Below are 24,482 nucleotides of genomic sequence, written 5' to 3' on the forward strand. Positions count from 1 at the left end.
CGATGGTTACCGAATGGTACGCGCTGGAGAGTCTCAAGACCTTCTCGACCGTCAACGCCAGTGAGGATGTCTGGCAGCCGGTTCCGTTCCACGTGCCTGAGATGCACCCGGCGGCTTCCTACGCTCTCCGCTCGGGACTGGATGCCGCCGCCGACTCTCCCGTGACCAGCCCGATCGGGGTGGTCCTTGAGGGTGGCGCCGGAAGCGGAAAGACGCACCTGATGAGCTGGCTGCGTGAGCAGGTCATCCAGCGCGATGGTTACTTCTTCCTCATGGGCGTTCTCGACGCCCGCAACTTCTGGGAAAGCGCCGTCGTGTCCATCCAGGACGGGCTGGCTCGGGTGGGCACAGATGAGGAGACCCAGCTCAAGCGGTTCCTTCGCAATCTGACGAGCCTGATGCAGCTCCCGCGAAAGAGCCAGCAGGCGATCATCGGTAACCAGGTGGTCACTCGCGAAGATCTCGATCTGTTCATCGAGGCCCTGTACAAAATCGATCGCCGGGTTGGCAGAGAAGCACAGGACGTCGCTCGGGCTCTTGTGCTCCTGGAGGCCAATCACAATGCCCTGGTGGACATCGGCCAGTCCTACATCTGTTCAATCGAGGATGGCGAGAGCTACCGGCTGAGTTGGGGCTTCCGGCAGGACCACAAATCTCCACAGGAGATCGTCCGTGACATCTCGCGGCTGCTGGCGTTGACTGGCCCGAGTGTCATGGCCTTCGATCAGCTCGACGCGTTCATCGCGCAGAGCAGCGTCTATGTCGAGGGCAGCCCCAAGAGTTCGGCGCCCTCGGCAGTTCTTCAGTTCGCTCATCAGCTGACCAATCTCCGTGAGGTGACCAGCCGAACCCTGACGGTTCTCTCCTGCCTGCCAGAGACGTGGACGCTTATTGAGGTGCTGGCTGTCGCGAGTTTCAAGGACCGCTTTCGGAAGGCCGCGTTCCTTCGGCGCATTCCGACTCCTGAGGTTGGGGCGGAACTCGTCACCATGCGACTCGCGGAGCACTTCAAGGACATTGGTTTCGACCGGCCATATCCAACGTGGCCGATCAAGCCGGAGGCCTTTTCTCAGGCTCCCTTCTACACCCCGCGCCAGGTCCTGGAATGTCTGTCCAGGCACATCCAGAAGTGTCTGCTACAGGGCAAGATCACTGAGTTGGACAGCCTCGACGCCTCCCCAAACGTGATCGATCCAGACATGAAGCCTGGCCCCCGCGAGGAAGAGCTTCAGGCGATCGACACCAAGTTCGCTATGCTGGCGGATTCGGCCGACGTCAGTGGAGCGCTGGATACCGAACTGGAGGACGCGGTTCTTCCTGGCCTGATTTCGGCGGGGCTCCGGGCCTGGATCGTGGAGCAGCGCGGGACGTCCGCGCGCTACCGGGTCGACCCGCCAATGGGCCAGAAGACCTCCCTTCACGCGGGTCTCAAGCAAGTCCTGAACGAGGCGACCGAAGACGAGATCCACTGGGCGTTCCGCGGCATCGCCGCCACGCACCATCTCGCGGCGCTGACCCGGCTCCGCAAGGCGGTGCTCAAAGCCGGTCTCGCGGACGAGAGCCCCAAGCGCCGGTTGATCATCATCCGGAACATCCCGTGGAACTCCGGGCCGGTCACCCAGGAAGCGGTCACTGGCTTCCACGCCAGGGGCGGCCGGGTGGTCGCGGCCGACGAAGAGAACCTCAAGGTGCTGTGCGCCCTGCGGGATCTCTTCGCGGAGAACCTCCCACACCTCGACCAGTGGATCGCCAGCAGGAAACCCACCGCCAACCTCAAGCTCCTCAAGGACGCTTTGGGTGATTGGCCGGATCCAACCGCTCCGCAGGAGCCTCAAACCCCAAAAGACCCTGAAGGGCCGCCCGCGCAGGCGAAACCCCTGCCGGCTCACCAGGCCGGTACGTCGGACCGCGCTCCGGAAAGCCGGCCGGCCGGGGTGCCGTCGCTGATCGTGGGGCGCTCGTACGATCGCGGGCTGCCGGTCTCCGTCGAGCTGGAGGCACTCCGTAAACACACTGCGATCTTCGCGGGATCGGGCTCGGGGAAGACCGTTCTGATCAGGCGAATCATCGAAGAATGCGCCCTTCAGGGCGTCTCCTCGATCGTGCTCGACCCGAACAACGACCTCGCCCGTCTCGGTGACGCCTGGCCGGAGGAGCCTTCCGCCTGGGGCCCCGGCGACGGGGGCCGGGCGGCTCGTTACATCGCGGACACCGATGTCGTGGTCTGGACACCGCGCAGGGAGAAGGGCCGTCCGCTGGCCTTCCAGCCATTGCCCGACTTCTCCAGCGTCCGAGACGACGTCGACGAGTTCAACGAAGCCGTCTACGCCGCCATGGCGGCGCTCGCCCCGCGGGCGAAGGTGGAAGGCGGCACCAGCAAGGCCCAGGTCGCTCGGGCCGTGCTCACGGAGGCGGTTGTCCACTTCGGGAAGTACAAGAGTGGCGGCCTCGACGGGCTGATCAATCTGCTCGCGGACTTCCCCGAGGACATCAGTCAGATCGGCGGAGCGGCGAAGATCGCGGATGGGCTCGCCCAGGTGCTCCGGGCTGCTGCCGTGACCGATCCGCTGTTCGGTGGGGAAGGTGAGCCGGTCGACCCAGGGCGACTTCTCACTCCGGCCGCGGGGAAGCGGGCCCGGGTTTCGGTCATCAGCTTCGTGGGGCTACCGAGTGACTCCGAGCGGCAGTCCTTCGTGAACCAGTTGCAGATGGCGCTGTTCGCCTGGATCAAGAAGAACCCCGCCGGTGACCGGCCCCTCGGTGGGCTCTTCGTCATGGACGAAGCGCAGACCTTCGCCCCCTCGGGTGCCATGACCGCGTGCACGCAGAGCACGCTCGCGCTGGCTTCCCAGGCCCGGAAATACGGGCTCGGGCTGGTGTTCGCGACCCAGGCACCCAAGGGCCTGAACAACCGGATCCCGGGCAACGCCGCAACACAGTTCTACGGTCTGCTCAATGCGGATGTGCAGATCGAGGCCGCCAAGGCGATGGCCCGCGTCAAAGGCGGCAGTGCCGATGACATCGGTTCGCTTCGCAGCGGCCAGTTCTACGTCGCACCTGAGGGCGCGGGGTTCGCGAAGGTGCGTACACCTCTGTGTCTGACCCATCACCCCAGGGCGCCGCTGACGACCGAGGAGGTCATCGCCCGAGCGAGCCGATGACCTTGCAGGTCCTGATCACTCGCGGGGAAGATCGTGCGCGCCGCCGAGACGTTCGTCCCGGGCTCCGGCTGCACGATCTCTCCCACCCGTCCGTCGCCCATTGCGGCTCCTGTGAATCGTCGACGTACACGATCTTCGGTCGCGACCCGCCGAAAGTTCCCTCGAAAGAAGTCCGGGAGGCGGCGTCGGATCAGGGCAGAGGTGTTCGTAGTAGGGGTGAGTGGCCGCCCACGAGGGATGCCCCGAAACACAGGAGATGATCCGAGATGCAGTACATGGTTTCCGTGATCTTTGACCAGGCCGGCTTGGCCACCCCGGACGAGCAGGCTGCGATCGACGTGTTCAACGACCGGCTCGTGGCCGAAGGCCACTGGGTCTTCGCCGGCGGTCTCGGGGCACCCACCACGGCCACGGTGATCGACAACCGGGGTGGGGAGGCGATGTTCACCGACGGGCCCTTCCTGGAGTCGAAGGAGTTCCTCGGCGGCTTCTGGATCCTCGAGGCTCCCGACCTCGACGTGGCGCTCAAGCTGGCAGCCGAGGGCTCGAAGGCCTGCAACCGGAAGATCGAGGTGCGGCCGTTCCTGTGAACAGGATCGACGTCCGGGATGCGGTCACCCGGGCCCACCGCGAGGAGTGGGCACGGGTGGTCGCTGCCCTGACCAGGCGTTTCGGTGACCTCGACATCGCCGAGGAGGCGGCGGGCGAAGCGTTCGCGACCGCCGTCCAGCGGTGGTCGGCCGACGGCGTACCGCCCAACCCCGGCGCCTGGCTGACCACCACCGCCAACCACAGGGCCATCGACCGGATCCGGCGCGAGAACAAGCGCGACGACAAGCACAGGGAGGCTCAGCTGTTGTACGACGACGACCCGCCCGAGCCTCTCGGCGCCATCGACGACGAACGGCTCCGGCTGATCTTCACCTGCTGTCACCCGGCGCTGGCGATGGAGGCCCGCGTGGCGCTGACGCTGCGCATGGTCGCCGGCCTGACCATGCCCGAGATCGCCCGTGCCTTCCTGGTGCAGGAGAGCGCCATGGGGCAGCGGATCACCCGCGCGAAGGCCAAGATCAAGGCGGCGCGCATCCCCTATCGCGTGCCGTCCGGGGAGGATCTCCCGGCGCGCGTCTCCGGCGTGCTCGCCGTCCTCTACCTCGTCTTCAACGAGGGCTACCTGGCCACCGGCCCCGACACCGATCCCGTACGCCACGACCTGACCGCCGAGGCGATCCGGCTCACCCGCCTGATCCGTGCCCTCATGCCAACCGACGGTGAGGTGGCCGGGCTGCTGGCGCTGATGCTCCTGACCGAGGCCCGCCGCACCGCCCGGGTTTCGGGCAGCGGCGAACTGGTCACCCTCGACGAGCAGGACCGTGGAGCCTGGGACGCGGCGCTGATCGCCGAGGGCCACCAGCTGGTGCGCGGGCGCCTGGCCTCCGGGATGGCCCCGGGTCGCTACCAGATCCTCGCAGCGATCAACGCCGTGCACACCTCAGCCCGCGACGTACGCGACACCGACTGATCGCAGATCGTCGCCCTCTACGACCAGCTCGTCCCCCTCGACCCCTCGCCGATCATCGCCCTCAACCGGGCCATCGCGGCCGCCGAGCTCGACGGCCCGGAGGTGGCACTGGCAGCCGTCGACCGTCTTGAGGACAAGTTGGCCGGCTACCACGCCTACCATGCGACCCGCGCCGACCTGCTGCGCCGGCTGGGCCGCGGTCAGAAGTCGCGCGCGGCGTACGACAAAGCCATCGAGCTTGCCGGCAACACCGCGGAGACCGCCTACCTGACACGCCGCCGCGACCAGCTGGGGTAGCACGTCGCGAACCCGGTCCGGGCTGGTGAACATGTACGTGCCTTTTCGGCCTTAGCCGCAGGGCGCGGTGTTATATGCGCCCTTACTCGTCGTTATGCCCCAGCTGCCCGGTGGGTCGCCGCAGCCATTCCACCTTTGGCCGACGAGTCTGTTGGTTGAATCGTAATAGCTATAGACGTTGAGTACTTGTGGCGAAGGCGTCGGAAGAGTGGGAATCGCCTGGGCCGGGGTTGATGTGAGGATGACGGCCAGCACGCCGAGTGCCGTCGTACCGGCGGCCAGAGTCGCCGCGATGGGACCACGATTGAGTTTCATGGGGTCCTTTCTGAATCGGTCTACTATTAGGCCGTTCCATCCAGTTCCACCCGTTCCATATGTGTTTCATCAGCCTCGTTCCTCCCCGTGCTTGAAGGGTGGGCCAGGAACCGCCGACAGGTCCCGGTCAGCGGCCCAAAGACCCCCGGAGAACGCGAAATCCCGTCCGATCCAAATGATCGGACGGGATCCCGTCAACTTCAGTCCAGCCGTTCAAGAACGGCTCTGGGTGGGGTGTTCACGAGTATGGCTGAGCTGTGTATTCAGGGGGGCAAAGAAGATCGCTTCCCGGCTGATCCGAGATCGTTTCCCAATTCCCCGGACTTCAGGCGAGGTCGAGAATCGGGATCAGTTGCTCCTCCTCATACGTCAGGTGCGCTTCGAGTTCATCGATGAGCCGTTCGATCTCGGCCCGTACCTTCAGCGGATCCACACCGGAAAGGGCCTGCTTCAGCTCTTCCAGGAGTACGGCGATGCGCTCGTGCTCCTTGGCCAGCCGCTCCAAAACCGGAGCGAGCGAGGGATGCCGCTCGGCCAGGCCGGGGAACATCATGGTGTCCTCGCCCGTGTGGTGATGATGCAGCCCCTGGCAGACGGTCAAGCAGTTGATCCTCAGCTGTGCGCCCAGGCCTGGCCGTCCTGAATCGGACAGCTCCTTGCGGATCAGCGCGAGTTCACGGCGGAAGCCGTCGTGCACCAGTATGAGGAACGCACCGCCCGACGGTGCGCTATCCCACCGCGGAGCAGTCACGCGAAGTGCGACGACCGGGATGGTGCGCGTCGTCTTGGCCTGGTAGCCGGCCCAGCCAGGGTCGCCTTCCACCGCGCGGGCGAACGCCGCGTCACGCTCGGCGCCCTCCAGGACCTCCGCCTCGACGTCGAAACTGAAGGCGCCAGTCTCGACGATGGCGCGCGGGTTGGCCTTCAGATTGTGGTACCAGGCCGGGTTGTTCGGCGCTCCCCCGGCGGAGGCGATGACCTGCATACGCCCGGCGCCGTCATGCAGGTAGGCGAGCGGGGTCGTGTGTGGCTTGCCCGAGCGGGCGCCGGTGGTGGTGAGCAGGAGCAGCCTCGCTCCCTCGAAATAGCCACCGACCTGGCCATTGTTGGCGCGGAACTCGTCGATGACCTGCTTGTTGAAATCCATTCTTCTCCATTGGTGGTTCCTGCAGTGCCGTACTGAATGGAGAAGAAGACGGCGGGCCGCGGGCCCGCGCGGCGATCAAGCGTCAGCCGGGCTGCTCTCTGGTGCGTGGCCCAAGGCCGACCCGGCAGTCACGTACGTCACGCTACTTCATCAAGATATTCTCCGCAAAAGTCGCCCGCCTCAGGGCAGCGGGACGACGTAGGAATCGACGCGGGCGATAAGTCCGTCGCGGAACGTGAACAGGTCGTTGAAGGCGAACCGGAATCGGCCGTGGTCGACGCTGGTGCCGCGGCCCTCGCCGGTGGTGACGACGACCGGGCCGTCCTCGTGGATACGCTGGACGTCGAGTTCGGGGCTGCCGGTGAACCCCGGATTCTCGATCTCGCCGTCGAACTCCGCCTTGCCGCGGGTGGTCCGGTGGCCGTGGATGACCCACTCGACGTCGTCGGTGAGGGTCGCGAGGATTCGTGGGTGGTCGCTTGTCCGGAATCCTGCGAAGTACTCCGCGACGAGGTCGCGCTGGGTGTGCTGCGTCATGGTGTGCTCCGTTCTGGGGTGGTGTCGCGGTGCTGCAGATGTACGGCGAGGGCGTCGAGGATCGAGGCGAGCCCGTCGGCCGCTTGGGCCGTCCGAAGCTCAGGGGGAAGCCGACGCTGGTGGACCGTGAGATCCGTGCCGCCGCCCGCGGGGTGGACCTTGACGGTTGTGCGGAGGCCGGTGAGAGGCTCGTCGAACACGAGTTCGTGCGGTGCGGCGACGCTCACGTAGACGAATCGAAGCCGGCGGGTCGCGCCGTCCGGCGCGCGGGTGTCGAGCGCGAACTCTCCCCCGGGACGCAGGTCGACGGTCACGGACTCGGGCGGCACAGTGGCGTGCGAACCGCCCCAGAATGCCGCGATGCTTGCCGGTGAGGTGAAGGCGGCCCAGACGCGTTCGGGTTCCGCCGGGAGGTGGCGCCTGGCGATCAGTTCGTCGCCGCGGAGCTCTGCGCCGGCGGTCAACGGACCGCTCCGCCATCAGTGAGGTGTTGCTCAAGGGCGGCAAGCCGGTCGTTCCAGGCGTGACGCTGGTCGTCGATCCACGTGCTGAGCAGTGACAACTGATCGACCCGCAGCCGGCAGGGGCGCCTGGTGCCCTCGCGCCGCTGCTCGACCAGGCCACACCGCCGCAGGACACCGACGTGGTGGGAGATCGCCTGTGGGGTCAGGTCGAACGGTTCGGCGAGTTCCCCAACCGTGGCGTCACCCCGCGCGAGACGAGTGACCAAGGCGCGACGGACGGGATCACCGAGAGCGGCGAAGGCCGAGTCGAGGTCCGGCCCGGGGGCCACGAGTGAGGGGAACATGGGTTCACCTTAGCGCAAACGGTCATTTGCGCAAACAATCGTTTTCAAAGAGGAACCCGCCGGGCCGAGGCATCCAGCCGAGCTGTCAGGCCCGGACTCGCGCCACGAGGCTGATGCGGAAGGCCCCGAATCCGCTGGGATCCGGGGCCTTCTTCGGTTTGGCCGCTACTCGGTGGCGGACGGTCCGCACGGGTCCGTCGCCGTACCAGAACGAGAAGGCGCTAAGCCTGGAAGCGCACTACCGTAGACCCGTGTCCACGGCGGTCATCAATGTGCCGGTGTCGCCGGACATCTCCCAGATCATCGCGCCGAGCAGGTTCCTGCTCCGCAGCCAGGCGGTCTTCCTCCCGATGGACCAGGCGTCGTCGAAGGTCCACCACTGCCCGCCGTTGCCGGTGTGGCAGAAGGTGGCGACCGCCTGCTCGTCATGCCGGACGGTACAGCCGGGGACTCCGGCGATCAGGTTGGAGTATCCGCGGGTGCCCGCCTCCTCGGCGAACTGGCCCGGGGCCGCCCCGGTCGCGGTCTGCCATTCGCCGAACTTCCCGCCGTCGGGGGCGCCCTGCCAGCCCCGCCCGTAGAAGGCCAGGCCGATGGTGAGTTTCCGCGGGTTGACCCCGGCGTTGGTGTAGACGTTGATCGCGTTCTCCACGCTGAAGTGGAAGTTGTAGGGATCGTCGGTGTCGGCGTACAGGTTGCCCTGGTGCCCGGTCCTGTTCGGCTCCCAGGAGTTGTCGCTGCCCGCGCCGTGGAAGTCGTAGCCCTGGACGTTGAAGATGTCCAGCGACTTGGCGACCTCCGGCAGGTCCCAGCCGGCGGCGATCTTCGCGGGGTCGGCCGGGGTGAAGGCGGTGAGCTGGTAGCGCTTGCCGGTCTGCGCGCCCAGCGCGTCCAGCTGGCGCCGGAACTCGGCGATCAGCAGGGTGTTGTTGGCCTTGTCGGCCGGGCTGACATGGTTACCGGCGTGGCCTTCCGCGCCTGGCCACTCCCAGTCCAGGTCGATGCCGTCGAAGATACCGGCCGCCGTGCCCGGTCCCCCGGCTCCGCCCGCGACCGGCAGGTTGCCCTTGATGTAGATGTCGATGCAGGAGCTGACGAACTTCTTGCGCGCGGCGTCGGTGGCTGCCACGTCGGAGAAGTACTTGGAGTAGGTCCAGCCGCCCAGGGAGATCAGCACCTTCAGCTGCGGGTGCTTGGCCTTGAGCTTCCTGAGCTGGTTGAAGTTGCCGCGGAGCGGCTCCCACCCGGTGTCGGCGACGCCGTCCACGGACTGGGCGGCGCTGAACGGACGCCCGTAGTCGGCATCCGCGTCGCCCGCCCTGTCCCCCTGGTTGGGATCCTGCGGGTTGGCCGTGGTGCCCCTGGTCACCCCTTGCAGGCAGGTCAGGTTGACCGGGTCGATGTTGCCGAAGGCGTAGTTGAGGTGGGTGAGCTTGGCCGCCGCCCCGCTGGTGTCGAGGTTGCGGACGAAGTACTGCCGCCCATAGATACCCCACTGCACGAAGTATCCGACCCTGGCGTACCCAGCCTCCACGATGTCGGCGGTGGTGGCCTTCCCCGCCACGCTGGCCGCGGACAGGTTGTCATAGAGGTCGCGCGCTCTGATCGTGAAGGTGTACTCGGTGGACGGCGAGAGCCCGGTGACCGTGGCCGTGGTGCCGATGACCGCGGCGGCCACTGTGCCGCCCACCAGGACGTCGTAGCCTGCGACGCCGGTGTTGTCGGTGGAGGCGGTCCAGGCCAGCGTGACGCTCCCGGAGGTCCTGGCCGTGCTCCGCGGGTTCCCCGGCACGCTCGGCGGTTGCGTGTCATCGGCCGGATTGTTGGTACGGACGTTCAGGGCGGCACTGGCTGCCGACAGCGTGCCCTTCCGGTCCTTCGCTTTGACGGTGAAAGTGTAGGCGGTGTTCGGGTTCAGCCCGGTGACGGTGGCCGAGGTGCCGGTGGTGGTCACTGTGGCCGGGCCGCCGTACACCTCATAGCCGGTGATCGGCAGGCTGCCCGGCGTCGCCGCCGTCCAGGCCAGCGTGACCGTCCGGGTGGTCTTGACCGGCGAGGTCAGGCTGCCGGGCGCGCCGGGCGGTGTGTCGGCGGACCCGTCGCAGTTCACGTCGTTGATCCGGCAGTTGGTCGCCTGCGCGCCCGCCGTACTGAGCGTGAACGACGGGCTGTACGGCTCGGTGCTGCGACCGGGCTGGATTGTTCCGTTGTAGTGGGCGGGGGTGAGGCTGACCGTACGCCCGTTCTGGCTGATCGAGCCGTGCTGGGCGTTGCTCGCCGTGACCCCGGCGGGCAGGTCGAAGACGATCGACCAGCCGGTCAGCGCGGTCGCGGCATTGTTGGTGATGACGAAGGTGGCGGAGGTGCCGGTCGCGGTGTACTCGGCCACGACCGGGGGCGGTGGGGGAGGTGGGTCGCCGGTGCCGTCGCAGGCCGCGCCCGCGATCGTGCAGGAGGTTGGGCTGACGGGGGAGCTGAGGGTGAACGACGGGCTGTACGGCTCGGTGTTGCGCCCGGGTTGGAGGGTGGCGATGTAGTACGCCGGGGTGAGTTTGACCCGCGTCCCCGTCTGCGTGGTGGTGGCGTGCTGCGCGTTGCTGACGGTGACCCCTGCGGGCAAGTCGAAGATGATCGACCAGCCGCTGACCGCGGTGGTTCCCGGATTGGCGACCACGAACTTGCCGGCGTTGCCCGACAGGCTGAAGGTCGCGATGAGCCGGGAGGCCGCGTGCGCGGGTGTGCTGGCCAGGACGGCGGTGACAACCAGTCCCAGGAGGAGAGAAACGAGTCTGCGCACGTGGGGAACCTTTCTAAAAGGAAAGTTTCCTAAAAGTTCGAGCGTAGACCCGGGCAGACGGGAGGTAAAGACCCAACCGAGCCGGCGAGAGGGGGCAGCGCCCGGCGAGCAAAATCTTCCGAGCTTCTCCGAAGTTTTCGTTATCCACCGGTGACCTGCGGGTCTCCTATGTGGCGGCGCGTGCGAGCGCCGCCGAACGTCCCCTCCACGTTTCCTCAACAGGACAAGGACCCCATTCACCATGAGCACAACCGCCTCGCGCGGCATCCGAGCCGGACGCGCGTTCGACCTACGTCAGGTCCGCCGCGTTGCGCTGGCCTGTGTCCTTGCCGGCCTCCTGGGTACCTCCGTGGTGAGCGTCGCCTCCCCGGCCACCGCGGCCGAGGTGCCCCTCTCGCAGGGCCGTACCGCCATCGCCTCCTCGGCGGAGCGTGGTGACCTGTCGCCCGCGGCCGCCTTCGACGGCAAGACCGGCACCCGCTGGTCCAGCAAGTTCAGCGACCCGCAGTGGCTCGCGGTCGACCTCGGCAAGTCCACCGCCATCAAGAAGATCGTCATCAACTGGGAGAACGCCTACGCCACGGCGTTCCAGATCCAAACCGCCGCCAGCAGTAGCGACCCCTGGAAGACGGTGTACAACACCACGGCGGGCAAGGGCGGCGTCCAGACCATCAACGTCTCGGCCACCGGCCGGTTCGTACGGCTGTACGCGACCAAGCGGTCCACCCGGTACGGCGTCTCACTGTGGGAGTTCCAGGTCTTCGGCACCGGCTCGGGCACCTCGACCCCGACCCCGACTCCGACCAAGCCGGCTGAGCCGACGCCCAGCGCCACCCCGACCACCGGCACGCCTGCCGCCGGCTGGGTGCCGGTGAACCAGGCCGAATGGAAGAAGGCCCTGGACGCGTACAACAAGGTCGCACCCCAGACGGTCCCCGCGAACATCGTCAGAGTCCCCGAGTTCCACACCAACTGCACCGTGGCCAACGAGGCCAAGGACGACCCGATCGTGCTGCCCGGCCTGCCCGGCGCCTCCCACCTGCACACCTTCTTCGGCCCGAAGGTGTCGGCGAACACCACGACGGAGGACCTGCTCAAGAGCACCACGACCTGCGACGCTCCTGGGGACAACAGCGCCTACTGGGCGCCGACCCTGCTGAAGAACGGCAAGCCGGTCCCGATGAAGAACTTCCGCGTGTACTACGGCTCCCGACTCAAGGACCCGGCGGTCGTCGTGCCGTTCCCGCCGGGCATGCGCCTGGTGCAGGGCGACGCGAAGCGGCAGGTGGCGACGCCGAAGGGCGCCTCCGGCCAGTTCTGGTGCGCCGGCAGCGCGGAGACCGGCCGCAGCGCCGACGGCAACTGGCCCGTCTGCGCCCCGGGCGGCAACCTGATCTACCAGCTGACGTTCCAGGACTGCTGGGACGGCAAGCACATCGACTCGCCCGACCACAAGTCGCACATGGGTCCGGCCAAGGACGGCAAGTGCTCCGGCGCCTACCCGGTCGCGCTCCCCAACATCTCGCTCATGCTCGGCTACGACTCCCTCGGCGGTGACGGCCTGGCGCTGTCGTCGGGCATGGCGTCCTCGATTCACGGCGACTTCATGAACGCGTGGAAGCCGGAGACCCTCGGCGCGCTCGTGAAGATCTGCATCAACCAGAAGGCCAAGTGCGGCACCACGCCGGGCTGGGGCCGCTGACACTTCTGCATTGCGTGCCGTGCCGGGATCCCGCGTTCCGCGGGGCTACCGGCACGGCACGCGTGGCCGTGATATATCAACGGCTGCGCCGCCCGGCACGCCACGTTTGACAGAGACCAAGCGTGACAGAGGTAGCGGCAATCGCGCGCGCCGCCGAAACGCTCGTCCCGGGCTGCGCCTGTGATCTGCACCCGATCAGCCAACCGGCTCAGGTTCACTGATCGCCGGGCGGAGCGGATTCCGCCCGGCGATCAGCTCGTTCACGTGATGCTCATCGGACGGTGACCCGGTCGCCGGCTGGTGCGCTGACTGGCGAGTTCTTCACCAGATAGGTGGCCAGGGCCCCTCTGTCGTCCGGGCCGCCGCGATAGACGCCGGTGGCTCCGGGCCATCGGGGGAAACCTTCATAGCCGCCCACCAGGATGTAGTTGGCCGCGATTCTGAGGACCTGGTCGTCGGTCACCGGAACGCCGTTCAATGTCATCTCGGTGACAGCGCCGCCCTCCAATGTGTAGCGGAGCGAGGACGACGGCGTGAGCACCCAGCCCTGCGCATTCGGGTGGGCGAGGACGGACTTCAGCGCGGCGCCAGTGACCGCCCACACGTCCACCGCGAACCCGGCCGGAAGCGTCGCGAACACCTCCTCGTAGGTGACCGGGCCCGCGTCGAGGTCCAGGTGGAATCCGTACCTGCTGACCAGGGCGGCCTCCGCGCCCGACCGGGCCTGAACCGCGTCGAGGTTGGCGTCGGCGACCAGTTCGGCCAGCGGGCCGCCGCTGGCCGTCCGGACGATGGGCTCGGAGGTCTCGCCGAAGGTGTCGTCCGCGTCGGCCATACCGCACTCGAAGTAGTAGAGCGTATTGGACATGAGACCGTCGGGCTGCCTGAGCTCGATTTGGACCGACGTCTGACCTGGCGTCGGTGTCTCGAAGTCCCATTCCCAGTCGAGCGTCGCGAGCAGGGCGGTGAAGGGCGGCCCGGGCGGCCCTGGTATACGTCCTCAACCCCAGCGGGTAAGCGCATGCCGATGGGCGAGGCATTGGCGGGCTTCGATGGTGATGTCGTCGGCTTGGACGACGGTCGACTGCGAGGGCAGATTTCTGCCAGCTGGCCACTGCCGCACGGTCGATGATGACCGTGATGACCACATCATCAACAGCGGCCCGCAGCGCCGGGCCAGTCATTTCAAGCCAGGCCGACATGGTGGCTTCGGTCCACCGGCACCTCCAGAACGGTGGCGTGGGCACCGCCCGCGTCGATGAGGTGATCTTCCAGAGTGGGGCCGGCGACGGTCAGCCCGTGGCGGTGCAGCCAGTCGAACAGCTCCTCCCCAGCGCGGACGACACCAATCGAGGAGGGGACGACGGCGCGTACGACGGCGCGGGCGGGCAGAATGAGTTGCTCGCCGCCCCGATCGGTGGTCACCGCTGCGGCGAAGCCGCCCGTCGGATGTCCGCTGAGCCAGGTCAGCAAGGTCGACGGCGATACCGTCGCGCAGATGACGGCCAGCTCGGATGCGTGCTCGAGACGCAGGCGGCGTACGCGCAGGCGGCGCGGCCCCACCGTGGTCTGCTGAGGCAGTATCGATATGGGCGTCATGAGGTGATCCTCAGCCTGAGCAGCGGTCGCGGCCAATGCGGCGATGTCGCGGTGGAGACTCGTCACATTTTCGGCCAAGGCCTGCCGTAGCTGTGCCTCGGGCGCGTCAAGTAGATCGGTGATCCGGCGTAACGGCAGGCCGAGGCGTTGTAGTCCCCGAATGCGCTCCAGCCGGCACAACTCGGCCACGCCGTACCAGCGATAACCCGTAACCCGATCCACCGCGGCGGGCACGAGCAGCCCGATCTTGTCGTAGTGGCGCAGGGTGCGTTGGGATACGCCGGCCATCCGCGCCAGTTGACCAATCCGCCACATGACGACTCCCTGTCCTCAGCGTGTTGACCTTCTCCCTGTGTCAGGGTTCTACCGTCACCATCCATGACTGATCTGAACCCCGGGGCCCGGCTTACCGGTGTCCTGCTGCTGATCTCGCTGGTGGCCATGATTGCCGGTGCGGCCATCGTGGTGCCATCGGGGCTGACCCTGAATCCGGCCGACCCCGATGCCGCGCTCGCCGCGGTGGGCGAGCAGGTTGGGCTGCACCTGACCGAACTGGCCTTCGACGTGCTGGGCTGGCTGGGGTTGACCGCGGCCGGGCTGGTCATGGCCGCGAGCCCGCACGTCGCGCCCAGGCCGCACCTGGTGGTGCTCGCCGGTGGGCTACTGGCCGCCGCCGGGCTGGCGGGACTGCTTCACGACGCCGGGAACCTGGCGCTGACCCGTCTGAGCACCGATCCGGTCATGCCGACCACCGCCACTGTGGCCACGTCGTTGCTGCTCACCGCCAAGTGGACGGTCAACCTGGCAGGGTTGCTCTGGGTCGCCGCCACAACGACCACCGCGGTGGGCGTCCCCATGCCCAGCGGGCTTCGCGGGGCCGGCGCCATCGCGGCGCTCTGCGGCCTGGCCGCAGTCGCGCTGCCGTGGACGACCGGGGCCGATAACCCGTCGGAGGCATCGGAGCAGCTCGGATACGCCCTCTACCTGCCGATCATGATCTGGTACGGCGTAGTGGGCTGGCGCTATCTGCGGAGGCAGTGAGCGGCGCACGTGGCGGCATGGGTGCGTGCCCGCCCTGATCAGGGCACGCCGATCCTCCCTGCTGCACAACAAGCAGGGCCCCGACGGCACCAGGCCCGAACTCGGCAGAACCAGGCTCAGAATCCCCTGAAACGACAAGATCCCGCCCGATCAGCAAGATCAGACGGGATCCCGTCAACGTCAGTCGAGCCATCTCAAGAACGGCCCTGGGTGGAGCTCACGCTCGCCTACTCGAACTACCGGCGACCGTAACTGTGGAGTGGCAGGACCGCATAGGGCGAAAATCGTCACCGCCGATCAGCGTTCGCAGACGATGCCGTCGCCATCGCGGCCCTGGTACCACACGTATTCAGGGTCGCGGCCCTTGACGTAGCTCGCGCAGGACCGTGTCCAGGGTGGTGGGCCGGCGGCCGAGCAGGGTGGTCAGGGTCGGGTCTACCGTGGCGAATTCGCCGGCGCGGCTGGCGGCGAAGATGCCCAGTACCTGGTCTGCGGCCTCAGCGGGAACACCACGGCCGATCAGCTGCCCCCGGAACTGGTCGTCGGGTGCGACGGTCCTGGTGATGGTGCGGCCGGTGGCCTGGGTGGCGAGCTTGGCGACGTCGTCCAAGGTGAACGCCTGGGTCGCGGTGAGCGGTGGGGTGGGCCCGTCGAAGCGACCTTCCTCGGCCAGGATCGTGGCGGCCGCGTCGGCGAGGTCGGCGTGCGCCGTCCAGCTCACCGGCCCGTCAACGGGGAGCGCGATCTCTCCGCCGGTGGCCAGGACCGGATTGAGGAACTGCACCGTGCTGGTGGCGTAGAAGCCGTTGCGCAGTGAGGTGAACGGCACGCCGCAGGCACGCAGTGCGTCCTCGGTGGCGGCGTGGTCGCGGCAGGCCTGGAAGTGGGAGGACGCGTCGGCACCCATGTGGCTGGTGTAGAGGATGCGGCGGGCGCCCGCCGCGACGGCCCCATCGATGGCGGTTCGGTGCTGCTGTACGGCCTGTTCGCCCATCTTGTCGACGGAGACGATGAGCACCTGTGTGGCGCCCTCGAAGGCGTGGGCGAGCCCGTCGGAGTCGGTGAAGCTACCCTGCCGCACCCGTACCCCTTGGTCGGCGAGCTCCTGCGCTTTCTGCGGGTCGCGGACACTGACCCCGATCTGGTTCGCCGGGACACGTGTCAGCAGCCGCTCGACGATCTGGCGCCCGAGTTGTCCGGTCGCTCCGGTCACGATGATCATTGATCCTCCAATGATTCCAATGGAAACAAACTCATGTTAACATCGGAAATTATCGATGGAACCAAGATAGTGGTAACGTTGATATATGCCATCTCGCGACCAGGAGCAGACCCGCCGGCGCGTCATCGAGGCCACGATCGAGCTGCTGACGCGCGAGGGCCGCGACGCGGTCACCACCCGCGCCGTCGCTTTGGCGGCCGGTCTTCAGCCGCCGGCCATCTACCGTCTGTTCGGCGATAAGGACGGGCTGCTCGACGCGATCGCCGAGCACGGCTTCGCCACGTTCCTGGCAAGCAAGAGCCTCGACCTCGACCCACGAGACCCCATCGAAGACCTGAAGGCAGGCTGGGACTTGGCGGTTGAATTCGGTTTGGCCAATCCCGCGCTGTACGTGCTGATGTACGCCGACCCCACCAAACCCGCCTCGGCCGCGTTCACGGCGGGCATGGAGATCCTGATGGGCCGTATCCGGCGCCTTGCCGCCGCCGGCTGGCTCCGCGTGGATGAGGAACTCGCCGCCGCGATCATCCACGCCACCGCGCGCGGCGCCGTACTGACCTGGCTGTCCCTGCCCGAGGACCGGCGCGACCCCGCTTTGCTGACCACCCTTCGCGAGTCGATGCTCACCGCCGTCACCAACCACGAACCGGCAACTCAGGAGGCCGGCCCGATCGGCGCCGCTCGCGCTCTGCGCGCCGCCTTGCCCGAACAGACCGCCCTGAGCGACGGCGAGCAGCACCTGCTGGAGGAATGGCTAGACCGCCTCACCCTCGGCCGGTAACGACGTCCACGAACCGTTGGAAGTAGCGCCCACCACCGTCAGCCTCATGGTCGGCGACCTGTCCCGTCACGGCATCCTGACGCGGGAGGAGGACGATGCCGACCGGCGACGCAGAATCGTCGCGATCGCATCGGACTACGCGGCCCCGATCACCGAGTGGCTTTCTGGCAGCGCCACCGCCTGGACCGAGGTGCTGGCCGCGCTCACGCCCGCTGAACGAGTGACGATCGTAGCCACGATGCGCGCCTACGAAGCCGCCCTGGAGAAGCACACAAGCACCTGATTCGGGTTACCGGACCCGACCGCGGCAACTTCATCGCCACTGCTTGCGCAGTGCACCGGGGCGGACGCCGCCCCGCGTTCACTGCCTCGCCGCTGACGGCAAGTCCCGCGAAATCACTCTCCAAGAGGCATGGTGGTGCGCACTAATTTGAGCCAAGTCAGGTCGCACGATCCAGCTCCCGAACTTGTTGGAACAAGTACTAGCTGCGGCTTTCGACGGCGCGTCTCGCACATGTCGCTGGGGGGCGGGCCGAGTTTCCTCCAAGGATGTGTCCTCTGGGGGCCACTTGTCGAAGGTGGTGGCTCTGGTGCCCTTGTGTGAGCCGCTGAGGGCCGTCCGCACCTCCGGTCGTTCTCCGCGACGGGGACGGCTGGTGACGTGATCGCATTCGTTGATGAAAGTTACATCAGCGAACGTACTTCACCACTGTTGATACGAGCGACTCTCTCTCCCGGCCTGCCCGGAACACGGCTGATCCAACGGGGATCCCGTAAGCCCAGGACGCCGCATGGGCGAGTGCGCCGGGCTGTCGGCAACCGATGCGGCGACTGAGCTAACGCCCTTTGACCTGGCCGATCGGGCCCGCGAGTCGCGAGGTCACGCCGTGCGTTTGACAGGCGGAATCTCTCCTTGTCATGGAAGATCACCTGGCGCGTGCGCTGGAGTGGGCGAAGGTGTGCCTGTTCCCTTTCTGTCCACTGTTGCCAGACGCCCCTGTTGGTGCGACATTACCCTCAGACGTCAGTCGGCATACGTCATATGTTTTGGATATCACGATGACCACACCCCGCCTGTCACGGATCTCAGGGCGTCTCATGAGGAGACCTCTCCCTTGCGGAGGCGACCTTCGGTCCGGAAGGGGCCCGGCCCTCCGATCGATGTCCTCAACTGCACGACAGGCGCCACGTCCGCGCAATCGCACACTCCGATGAGTTCCGCTACGGCCGATGTGTTAGCGCGAACATTCTGCCCGGAGCCAGCGAAAGGAACAGAGCGTGAAGTCAGCCTTATCCACCACCGGGAAGGCGTTAGCAGCGCTTACGGTCTTCGTCGCCACTGTGTTGCTGCCGACCTTCGCAGGTGGTGCAGCGGCCTCGGCGGAGACCCAGGCCACCTATTACGTCGCCCCTGACGGCAACGACGCCAACCCCGGAACGATCACGTCACCGTTCAAGACCCTGCAGCGCGCGAGGGACATCGTCCGCACGATAAGCGCTGGCATGACAGGCGACATCTACGTCTATCTTCGCGGGGGCACTTATTCGGTCGGCAGCACCATCGACTTCACGCCGGCCGACTCCGGCACGAATGGTTTCCGGGTCATCTACGCCGCGTACCAGAACGAGACGCCGATCCTCAGCGGAGGCGTTCAGGTAACCGGATGGACGCAGCACAGCGGTAACATCTGGAAAGCCTCGCTGAATCGCAGCAACAAGCTCCGCGCGCTCTATGTCAACGACAAGCGAACGTTCATGGCCTCGAAGACCATAAGCTCGGCGGGGTGCTACGGAACCTACAACATCACGGCGGGACAGGCGTCGTGGGCGTGGGAATCGGGTTCGCAGTGCGCCGGATCGAAGTACAGCCTGAGTGACTTCCCCGCTGTCCCAAACAATCAGGACGACATCGAAATAGAAACAGGGACGACCTGGACCACGGCCATCGTTGGAGTCCGGCAGGTCACCTCTGACAGTTCGAACCGTATCGCGCTGTTCCAGCAGCCGGGAGCGGCTATCGCCCAGGGCGCCTTCAACGGGAACGCGCAGGTCGGCGGCACCCACAAGGTCATGAACGCCTACGAGTTCCTGGACACGCCGGGCGAATTCTTCTTCGACAAGACGAGCAAGACGCTGTACTACTACAAGGCGAGCTCCGAGAACATGTCGACGGCGACCGTTTTCGCTCCGAACAACGTGTCCACCCTTCTCAAGGTCGCCGGCACCTCCACAAGCGCTCGCGCCCGGAACATCACCTTCTCGGGCCTCACGGTTCAGCACTCCGACTGGAATCTGTTCAACGTGGCCGGCTCGGTGCTCAAGCAGGCCCAGCAGGGCAACCTCGGCGCGCTCGCCTATGCCAGGCAGAACTTCCACGTCTATTACTACCGCAATGTCGACACGGCGCCCGGCATCATTCAGATCGAGAACGCCGACGGGCTCGTCCTGCAGAACAACCGGATCCAGCACACCGGCGTCGACGGAATCAACATAGTCAACGACGTGGTGAACACGCAGCTGATCGGAAACTACACGAACGACATCGCCGGATCCGCCATCACCGTGGGCCATCCTCAGCATGTCTACATCGGTGACTACACCTCGTCGAATCGCGAGAAGTATTCCGCCCAGGTCGAAGGAGCACCCAAGAACATCGAGATAAAGAACAACTACATTTACGACAGTGCGGTGCTGTTCAACGGGCACAGCCCCATCTCGGCGTACTTCGCCGACGGCCTGTCCATTCAGCGCAATCGCATCGAGAAATCCCCATGGTCCGGTGTGACGCTCGGCTGGGGATGGTGGAACTTCGATGGATCGTCAGGCTCGATCGTGCCCAACCGGCCGACCACCACGGCGAAGAACAACACCATCGGCTACAACCACTTCATCGACACGGTGCAGCGCTTGAGCGACACGGCTCCCGTCTACACGCTGGGCAACCAGCCGGGAACCACGATCACCAACAACTATATGCAGGGCGTCCCGTCCGGTCACAAGTACGGACTCCACCCGGACGAAGGCTCGGGAAACATGGTTTTCCGCGACAATGTCCTGAGCGTGGACAAGAACATCACGTGGCTCATCAACTCCGACGACTTCGGGCGTAAGCACGATCTGAGCATCACGCAGACATACGGGCCGATCAACAAGGTCTCCAACAAGAACCTGCCGAACAGCACGATCCAGGACATCCTCGTGTCTTCCGACTATGTCTGGCCGGCGCCGGCGTATGGCATCGCCGTGAACTCCGGACTTGAGGACGCGTACAGGAACATAATCCCGCAGAGCAATCTCTCTCTGCAGGACTATGTCCTGCCCGCCAGCACGTTCATCAGCAGCGGTACGACCTCGATCCCCATCCGCAGCACCGGCGACGCGGGCAAGACCGTCTGGCTGGCTCCCTCGGGTACGACCTCCTTCGCCGTCGGCAATACGATGACCAGAGCAAGCGGAACCGCGACCTCCATCGCCGTCCCGACGTCGGCCGGTGAGTACCGCCTCTACGTGGTGGACGCCCAGGGGAACCGATCGGCCGAGTCGAAGTCGCTCGTCAGGCAGGGAAGCGGCAGCAGCGGGGGCGGCCAGCAGATCGTCGGTGGCCAGTCGAGCCGATGTGTGGACATTGCCGGCGGCTCGTCCACCAACGGCACCCAGGCGCAACTGTGGGACTGCGGCAGCGGCACCAACCAGCGGTTGACGTACACGTCCGGCAAGCAGCTGCAGGTGTTCGGCAACAAGTGCCTGGACGCCAACGGCCAGGGCACCTCGAACGGCACTCAGGTGATCATCTGGGACTGCAACGGACAGACAAACCAGCAGTGGAACGTCAACTCCAACGGCACCATCACCGGTGTGCAGTCCGGGCTGTGCCTGGACGCCTTCGGCGGCGGCACCGCCAACGGCACGAGGATCATCCTGTGGTCCTGCAACGGCGGCTCGAACCAGCAGTGGAGCCTGCGCAGCTGACGTGAGGTCCTACCGGCCGCGGACGGTCACCCCCGCACCGCCCGCGGCCCACCCTCCCGGTCATGTCTTCCTTGTGGACGATTCAACTACGAAGCTGCCCATCCCCGGCTCCGTTCGTACCGACCCCTCTTGTCTCAGAGCACGATAGACCTTCTGGCCTGTGGCCGTGGCAATGCCGTAGATCTCGTGTGGCCCAAGGACGGATGGCCAGCCCAGAGCCCTCGTATCGCCAAGGTGAACCACGTACGCGTAGTCGTCTGAAGCCGACGATGGCGACAAGTGGTTGAAGGCTTGACCAGCCCTCATCACCCGGAAACACCTCGTCGGGCGCGCCACCAGCTTGTCTCCTGGCCCGATATACATCCATCGGAATAGGAGGGCGCCTGGTGGTTGGATTGGTTTGCATTCCACCATCCGAGCGAAGCGAGAGCCTCCTGAGCGAAGCGAGGCCTTTCCAGGGAGCGCGAGGGGGCGAAAGCCCTTCGTATCGGGGGGTTCGGGGGGTCGTCCCCCCGTGTGGAGGAACGAGAACGAGTGAGTGGAGCTATGGGGATTTGAACCCCAGACCCCTTCGATGCGAAACCACTTGCGCAGCGTGCACTGTCCGGCCTGAAGGGCCTTTGACCTGGCGATACAGTCCCTCCATGATCGGCAGTGTCCCCCGGCTGCGTCCCCGTTGTCACCCAGTTCGTCACTCACCGGCAAGCGCTTCCTCGCAGGTCGCGGGGTAGCTGACGCCTCCCCAGCGCGGTCGCCCGATAGCAGGAGACCGACCTCGTGCTCGCCTCCACCGTCGGCATTCAGCTCGACTCGCACAACGTCCGCCACGCCTTCCGGAGGGTCTTCAAGAAGGCGGGCCTGAACGAGAAGGAGCGGACGCCGCGCGAGAACTGCACAGCTTCGTCTCGCTGCTCTCGGACGGCTGCGTGCCCATCGAGAACATCTCGCACCTGGTCGATCACAGCAACACCAAGCTCACCGAACTCGTCTACCGCAAGCAGCTCCGGCCAATGCTCCTGGAGGGCGCGGAGGCCATGGACGCCATCTTCAATGACTAGCAAATCAGTCCAGGACGAAGCCGCTTCCCCGATGAATGGCGGCTTTGTCCTGGGCGAATCTATTCCCTGTCCTTTTCCAGCATCAGCGCAGGCGCATGCGATACAACGCAACTGGAGAGGTGCCTACAAAGGATCTAAGCCGATCGACAGTCGGTTCAGAAGCTCCACTGATTATCGATCTGATGTTTGACAATCAGAGACGAGACCTGGAAGTGCTCCTCAGCGCGCTCGATCTTGTCGTCGTCGACCCCTTCCGGGCCACCCATGAACTCCGCCAGGCCCATAGCTGGAGCCAGCAACTCTGCGGCGAATGCCCGTTCGGCTTGTTGCCGTACTGTGTGTGTCGAGGCGACAAGGAACGGCGCGCCTGGCTGGTGCAGAGTGTGCCAGATTGCCCTCGCCAGCGTGAACCGCCTAGAGCGCGGGTGTTGCTCCCGCCCGAGCACGAGCGCTGGACCGCTTCCGCTCCGACCTGTGCCAAATGCTTGAAGCGTTCGATCAGCCACTTCGAGGATCCGACTACTGACAAGACTGTCAACATCGATCATGTCCGTGACGCCGAGCCCAAGTTCTTGGCGAACCGCCTGAGCGGCGATGTACCCGTGGCTCCACGGCGATCCACCTGAGTGCGAGGGCGAAATTTTGGTGGAAATGAGACCTTTAGCCGCGGGCAACGCCGCGATCTCGCTCCTCGCCGCGACGATCCAATCGAGGTCCTCCCCGATGCGAGCAGGATTGACGATATTGAGGAAATCGGCGAGCAGATCCGGATCATCCGCAAACTCTTGGCTAGATCGCACGATCTCCGCTTCGTATTTGGCCGCGTCTGAATAAGGGTCTAGCCCTAGGCGTGCCGCCGCGAGGCAGTAGTCCGCTTCCTCGGCATCGGTCTGTCGAATGGCTGTCCACTCGTCGGACAGCCGTGTCTCACCAACGCCACAATCACTCAGCCTTTCCAAGACCTGCTCGATGAATTCAGCGAAGGTCCGTCCGAGCTCGGCCGAGTCCACCGTGGCTGAACCGGAAGTTAGGAAGCGGATAGGCCATCCTGCGGGGCGATCCGATCAGGATGCCACGTCAACCTGATATGTGACTCCTCTGGGAGAACGTACAGATCCGGCCAAAAGAACCCGTCTCCTGCGTGGCGGATGCTGTGACGCTGCCGCGATCGACGCGCATCCGCCTCGTTCTCGTTGTGCCGGCTGTCCGCCTGCAAGAACCACCAGTTGTAGGCCAGCCACTCCGCCAACGGGTACAGCGAGACCGCGATCGCACGACGTGAGCTGCTGGACTCCTGATCCTCGACAAGCGTCACACAGTCTTGGCCGACAAAGATCGTCAAGCGAGCGAAGGTCGCGCGGAGCTCGACTGCTTTCATGTGCGGAGCGGCTTCCCACTCCCATTCGATCCGCACTTTGGCTGACTCGGTCACTGCACTCCCTCCGGCCACTCGTCTGGTTTGAGCGGCCACCCTTGTACTGGCCGAGCTCTTGGTTGACCAGACGCCCCTCGTACATAACACCGTCCCGGAGGTGCCAGACATACCTAGGGAAGTCGCCTTCCCACGGCTCGCCGATGTATCCGCTGGCAATGCCCTCGCGCAGCCACGACGTCAGGATTCCAGGATCACCTAATGCCGGGTCGCATTTGGTGGCATCCGCACGTGGGCGCGGCGGACCGGCGAACGAGGGGAAAGTCTTGTGTTCGGGCGAGCCCACATAGGAGGCACGAGCAGCGAGGATCGCTAGGTCGACGCCCGGAGGTACCACGCAAGGGCTCCGCCGCTGTGGCCGTCGTCGTTTGGTGGCTCGCATGGATCCAGTATCCCCGAGATCCCGACAGTTTAGATAAGAGACCATGCTCAGGGGTGATGCTGAGGCCGTGAACGACATCTTCAAGGCGTAGTCACCTAGAAGATCAAAAGACCAGCTCCGATGATCGGAACTGGCCTCTGACGTGGGTGGAGCTATGGGGATTTGAACCCCAGACCCCTTCGATGCGAACTAGATGGCACTGCCTTGCTGACATGCTCCGATGTCAGGTCACGGGCTGGATAACCGTCTGTGGGAGTCCGCTGAAGTCCAGGCAGATCCATAGCGGTTGCTGTACTTCTCGGCTGTACAGCCGTGCGGGAATTCGAGCGTCCCCGGGTCGCGCGTTGCCCGCGACTGGTCGCGGCTCCGCGACCCGCTGCGCGACCGCCCTTACCGGGCCCAACCTGGAGATACGCCTTCAGGGTCGCGGGTCGCGGCGGTCACTACGGGAGGCTGAAAAGCCCATTGGAAGGCCCCCTTGAGCCCATCTCGGCCGCGACCGCGACCTCGCAGTGCGCACGACGGTAGCCAAGCCCACCCGTCGGCGCCACATGAAGCCCGTGGCATCGGGTATGGCTCACGTGGCTACAGAGCTTGAAGTGCTAGCAATTGGCGATGGTACAAACACGTAACGCTACAGGTGAGTTACATCGTCGTATTTCAGCAGTACAACACTTCTGTGCGGTACCCCGACGGTGGCGGCCTGTCCGCC

The 24,482-nt window shown here is 65.8% G+C and carries 20 protein-coding genes; 10 read left to right on the top strand and 10 right to left on the bottom strand.

Annotated elements, in window-relative coordinates:
• Window positions 1-2: 2 nt before the first annotated feature.
• The 4 genes from ABGB08_RS36810 to ABGB08_RS36825 all read left to right on the top strand — a co-directional run bounded on the left by ABGB08_RS36810 (window position 3) and on the right by ABGB08_RS36825 (window position 4,980).
• Window positions 3-3,161, top strand: a complete 3,159-nt coding sequence (locus tag ABGB08_RS36810) for an ATP-binding protein (RefSeq protein WP_347600391.1) — start codon at window positions 3-5, stop codon at window positions 3,159-3,161.
• 266 nt (window positions 3,162-3,427) lie between these two features.
• Window positions 3,428-3,751: a YciI family protein gene (locus ABGB08_RS36815; RefSeq protein WP_347600394.1), complete on the top strand. Its 324-nt coding sequence runs from the start codon at window positions 3,428-3,430 to the stop codon at window positions 3,749-3,751.
• Complete coding sequence (locus ABGB08_RS36820) at window positions 3,748-4,683, top strand: sigma-70 family RNA polymerase sigma factor (protein ID WP_347600397.1); 936 nt, start codon at window positions 3,748-3,750, stop codon at window positions 4,681-4,683. The genes ABGB08_RS36815 and ABGB08_RS36820 overlap by 4 nt, the downstream gene beginning before the upstream one ends.
• Before the next feature lie 102 nt (window positions 4,684-4,785).
• Complete coding sequence (locus ABGB08_RS36825) at window positions 4,786-4,980, top strand: hypothetical protein (protein WP_347600400.1); 195 nt, start codon at window positions 4,786-4,788, stop codon at window positions 4,978-4,980.
• 640 nt (window positions 4,981-5,620) lie between these two features.
• Here the strand turns inward: ABGB08_RS36825 and ABGB08_RS36830 are convergent.
• From ABGB08_RS36830 to ABGB08_RS36850, 5 genes are all read right to left on the bottom strand, one after another.
• Window positions 5,621-6,442: a nitroreductase/quinone reductase family protein gene (locus ABGB08_RS36830; protein ID WP_347600403.1), complete on the bottom strand. Its 822-nt coding sequence runs from the start codon at window positions 6,440-6,442 to the stop codon at window positions 5,621-5,623.
• 180 nt (window positions 6,443-6,622) lie between these two features.
• Window positions 6,623-6,979: a nuclear transport factor 2 family protein gene (locus ABGB08_RS36835; protein WP_347600406.1), complete on the bottom strand. Its 357-nt coding sequence runs from the start codon at window positions 6,977-6,979 to the stop codon at window positions 6,623-6,625.
• Window positions 6,976-7,443: an SRPBCC domain-containing protein gene (locus ABGB08_RS36840; RefSeq protein ID WP_347600409.1), complete on the bottom strand. Its 468-nt coding sequence runs from the start codon at window positions 7,441-7,443 to the stop codon at window positions 6,976-6,978. Before ABGB08_RS36840 ends, ABGB08_RS36835 begins: the two co-directional genes overlap by 4 nt.
• Window positions 7,440-7,787, bottom strand: a complete 348-nt coding sequence (locus ABGB08_RS36845; RefSeq protein WP_347600412.1) for a metalloregulator ArsR/SmtB family transcription factor — start codon at window positions 7,785-7,787, stop codon at window positions 7,440-7,442. The genes ABGB08_RS36840 and ABGB08_RS36845 overlap by 4 nt, the downstream gene beginning before the upstream one ends.
• A gap of 238 nt (window positions 7,788-8,025) precedes the next feature.
• A complete protein-coding gene (locus ABGB08_RS36850; protein ID WP_347600415.1) occupies window positions 8,026-10,584 on the bottom strand; it encodes a glycosyl hydrolase family 18 protein in 2,559 nt (852 codons plus the stop codon).
• Between the two features lie 241 nt (window positions 10,585-10,825).
• Between ABGB08_RS36850 and ABGB08_RS36855 the strand changes: the two genes are divergently transcribed.
• Window positions 10,826-12,286 (top strand): DUF1996 domain-containing protein, encoded by a 1,461-nt coding sequence (locus ABGB08_RS36855; RefSeq protein ID WP_347600417.1) that lies wholly within the window; start codon window positions 10,826-10,828, stop codon window positions 12,284-12,286.
• A gap of 271 nt (window positions 12,287-12,557) precedes the next feature.
• Here the strand turns inward: ABGB08_RS36855 and ABGB08_RS36860 are convergent, their stop codons facing one another.
• Window positions 12,558-13,154: a 5'-nucleotidase C-terminal domain-containing protein gene (locus ABGB08_RS36860; RefSeq protein WP_347600420.1), complete on the bottom strand. Its 597-nt coding sequence runs from the start codon at window positions 13,152-13,154 to the stop codon at window positions 12,558-12,560.
• Window positions 13,155-13,471: 317 nt separating this feature from the next.
• Window positions 13,472-14,200, bottom strand: a complete 729-nt coding sequence (locus tag ABGB08_RS36865) for a MerR family transcriptional regulator (RefSeq protein WP_347600422.1) — start codon at window positions 14,198-14,200, stop codon at window positions 13,472-13,474.
• 63 nt (window positions 14,201-14,263) lie between these two features.
• Between ABGB08_RS36865 and ABGB08_RS36870 the strand changes: the two genes are divergently transcribed.
• Window positions 14,264-14,926: a hypothetical protein gene (locus tag ABGB08_RS36870; protein WP_347600424.1), complete on the top strand. Its 663-nt coding sequence runs from the start codon at window positions 14,264-14,266 to the stop codon at window positions 14,924-14,926.
• A gap of 349 nt (window positions 14,927-15,275) precedes the next feature.
• Here the strand turns inward: ABGB08_RS36870 and ABGB08_RS36875 are convergent, their stop codons facing one another.
• Complete coding sequence (locus tag ABGB08_RS36875) at window positions 15,276-16,148, bottom strand: SDR family oxidoreductase (protein WP_347600427.1); 873 nt, start codon at window positions 16,146-16,148, stop codon at window positions 15,276-15,278.
• 85 nt (window positions 16,149-16,233) lie between these two features.
• On the opposite strand from ABGB08_RS36875, the gene ABGB08_RS36880 reads away from it, so the two are divergent.
• From ABGB08_RS36880 to ABGB08_RS36895, 4 genes are all read left to right on the top strand, one after another.
• Complete coding sequence (locus tag ABGB08_RS36880) at window positions 16,234-16,929, top strand: TetR/AcrR family transcriptional regulator (RefSeq protein ID WP_347600430.1); 696 nt, start codon at window positions 16,234-16,236, stop codon at window positions 16,927-16,929.
• Window positions 16,930-16,975: 46 nt separating this feature from the next.
• Window positions 16,976-17,212: a hypothetical protein gene (locus tag ABGB08_RS36885; RefSeq protein ID WP_347600433.1), complete on the top strand. Its 237-nt coding sequence runs from the start codon at window positions 16,976-16,978 to the stop codon at window positions 17,210-17,212.
• Between the two features lie 995 nt (window positions 17,213-18,207).
• On the top strand, window positions 18,208-20,898 hold the full coding sequence (locus ABGB08_RS36890) for an RICIN domain-containing protein (protein WP_347600436.1): 2,691 nt from the start codon (window positions 18,208-18,210) through the stop codon (window positions 20,896-20,898).
• A gap of 926 nt (window positions 20,899-21,824) precedes the next feature.
• The gene (locus tag ABGB08_RS36895; protein ID WP_347600439.1) at window positions 21,825-21,956 is read left to right on the top strand and encodes a hypothetical protein; all 132 of its coding nucleotides are present in this window, start codon (window positions 21,825-21,827) and stop codon (window positions 21,954-21,956) included.
• Window positions 21,957-22,111: 155 nt separating this feature from the next.
• On the opposite strand, the gene ABGB08_RS36900 is transcribed toward ABGB08_RS36895, so the two are convergent.
• Together ABGB08_RS36900 and ABGB08_RS36905 are read right to left on the bottom strand one after the other, a co-directional pair.
• A complete protein-coding gene (locus ABGB08_RS36900) occupies window positions 22,112-22,966 on the bottom strand; it encodes a hypothetical protein (protein WP_347600442.1) in 855 nt (284 codons plus the stop codon).
• A gap of 17 nt (window positions 22,967-22,983) precedes the next feature.
• Window positions 22,984-23,388 carry a hypothetical protein gene (locus tag ABGB08_RS36905; RefSeq protein WP_347600445.1) on the bottom strand — a complete coding sequence of 135 codons (405 nt, stop codon included), beginning with the start codon at window positions 23,386-23,388 and terminating at the stop codon, window positions 22,984-22,986.
• Between the last annotated feature and the right edge of the window lie 1,094 nt (window positions 23,389-24,482).

Origin of the sequence: Acrocarpospora sp. B8E8 (assembly GCF_039871605.1) — a bacterium.
Taxonomy (GTDB): domain Bacteria; phylum Actinomycetota; class Actinomycetes; order Streptosporangiales; family Streptosporangiaceae; genus Acrocarpospora; species Acrocarpospora macrocephala.

Bases quoted from the DNA above. Each gene is read 5' to 3' on its own strand.
- ABGB08_RS36810 (WP_347600391.1), top strand. From the start codon at position 3: ATGGTTACCGAATGGTACGCGCTGGAGAGTCTCAAGACCTTCTCGACC.
- ABGB08_RS36815 (WP_347600394.1), top strand. From the start codon at position 3,428: ATGCAGTACATGGTTTCCGTGATCTTTGACCAGGCCGGCTTGGCCACC.
- ABGB08_RS36830 (WP_347600403.1), bottom strand. From the start codon at position 6,442: ATGGATTTCAACAAGCAGGTCATCGACGAGTTCCGCGCCAACAATGGC.
- ABGB08_RS36835 (WP_347600406.1), bottom strand. From the start codon at position 6,979: ATGACGCAGCACACCCAGCGCGACCTCGTCGCGGAGTACTTCGCAGGA.
- ABGB08_RS36845 (WP_347600412.1), bottom strand. From the start codon at position 7,787: ATGTTCCCCTCACTCGTGGCCCCCGGGCCGGACCTCGACTCGGCCTTC.
- ABGB08_RS36855 (WP_347600417.1), top strand. From the start codon at position 10,826: ATGAGCACAACCGCCTCGCGCGGCATCCGAGCCGGACGCGCGTTCGAC.
- ABGB08_RS36860 (WP_347600420.1), bottom strand. From the start codon at position 13,154: ATGTCCAATACGCTCTACTACTTCGAGTGCGGTATGGCCGACGCGGAC.
- ABGB08_RS36865 (WP_347600422.1), bottom strand. From the start codon at position 14,200: ATGTGGCGGATTGGTCAACTGGCGCGGATGGCCGGCGTATCCCAACGC.
- ABGB08_RS36870 (WP_347600424.1), top strand. From the start codon at position 14,264: ATGACTGATCTGAACCCCGGGGCCCGGCTTACCGGTGTCCTGCTGCTG.
- ABGB08_RS36875 (WP_347600427.1), bottom strand. From the start codon at position 16,148: ATGATCATCGTGACCGGAGCGACCGGACAACTCGGGCGCCAGATCGTC.
- ABGB08_RS36880 (WP_347600430.1), top strand. From the start codon at position 16,234: ATGCCATCTCGCGACCAGGAGCAGACCCGCCGGCGCGTCATCGAGGCC.
- ABGB08_RS36885 (WP_347600433.1), top strand. From the start codon at position 16,976: ATGGTCGGCGACCTGTCCCGTCACGGCATCCTGACGCGGGAGGAGGAC.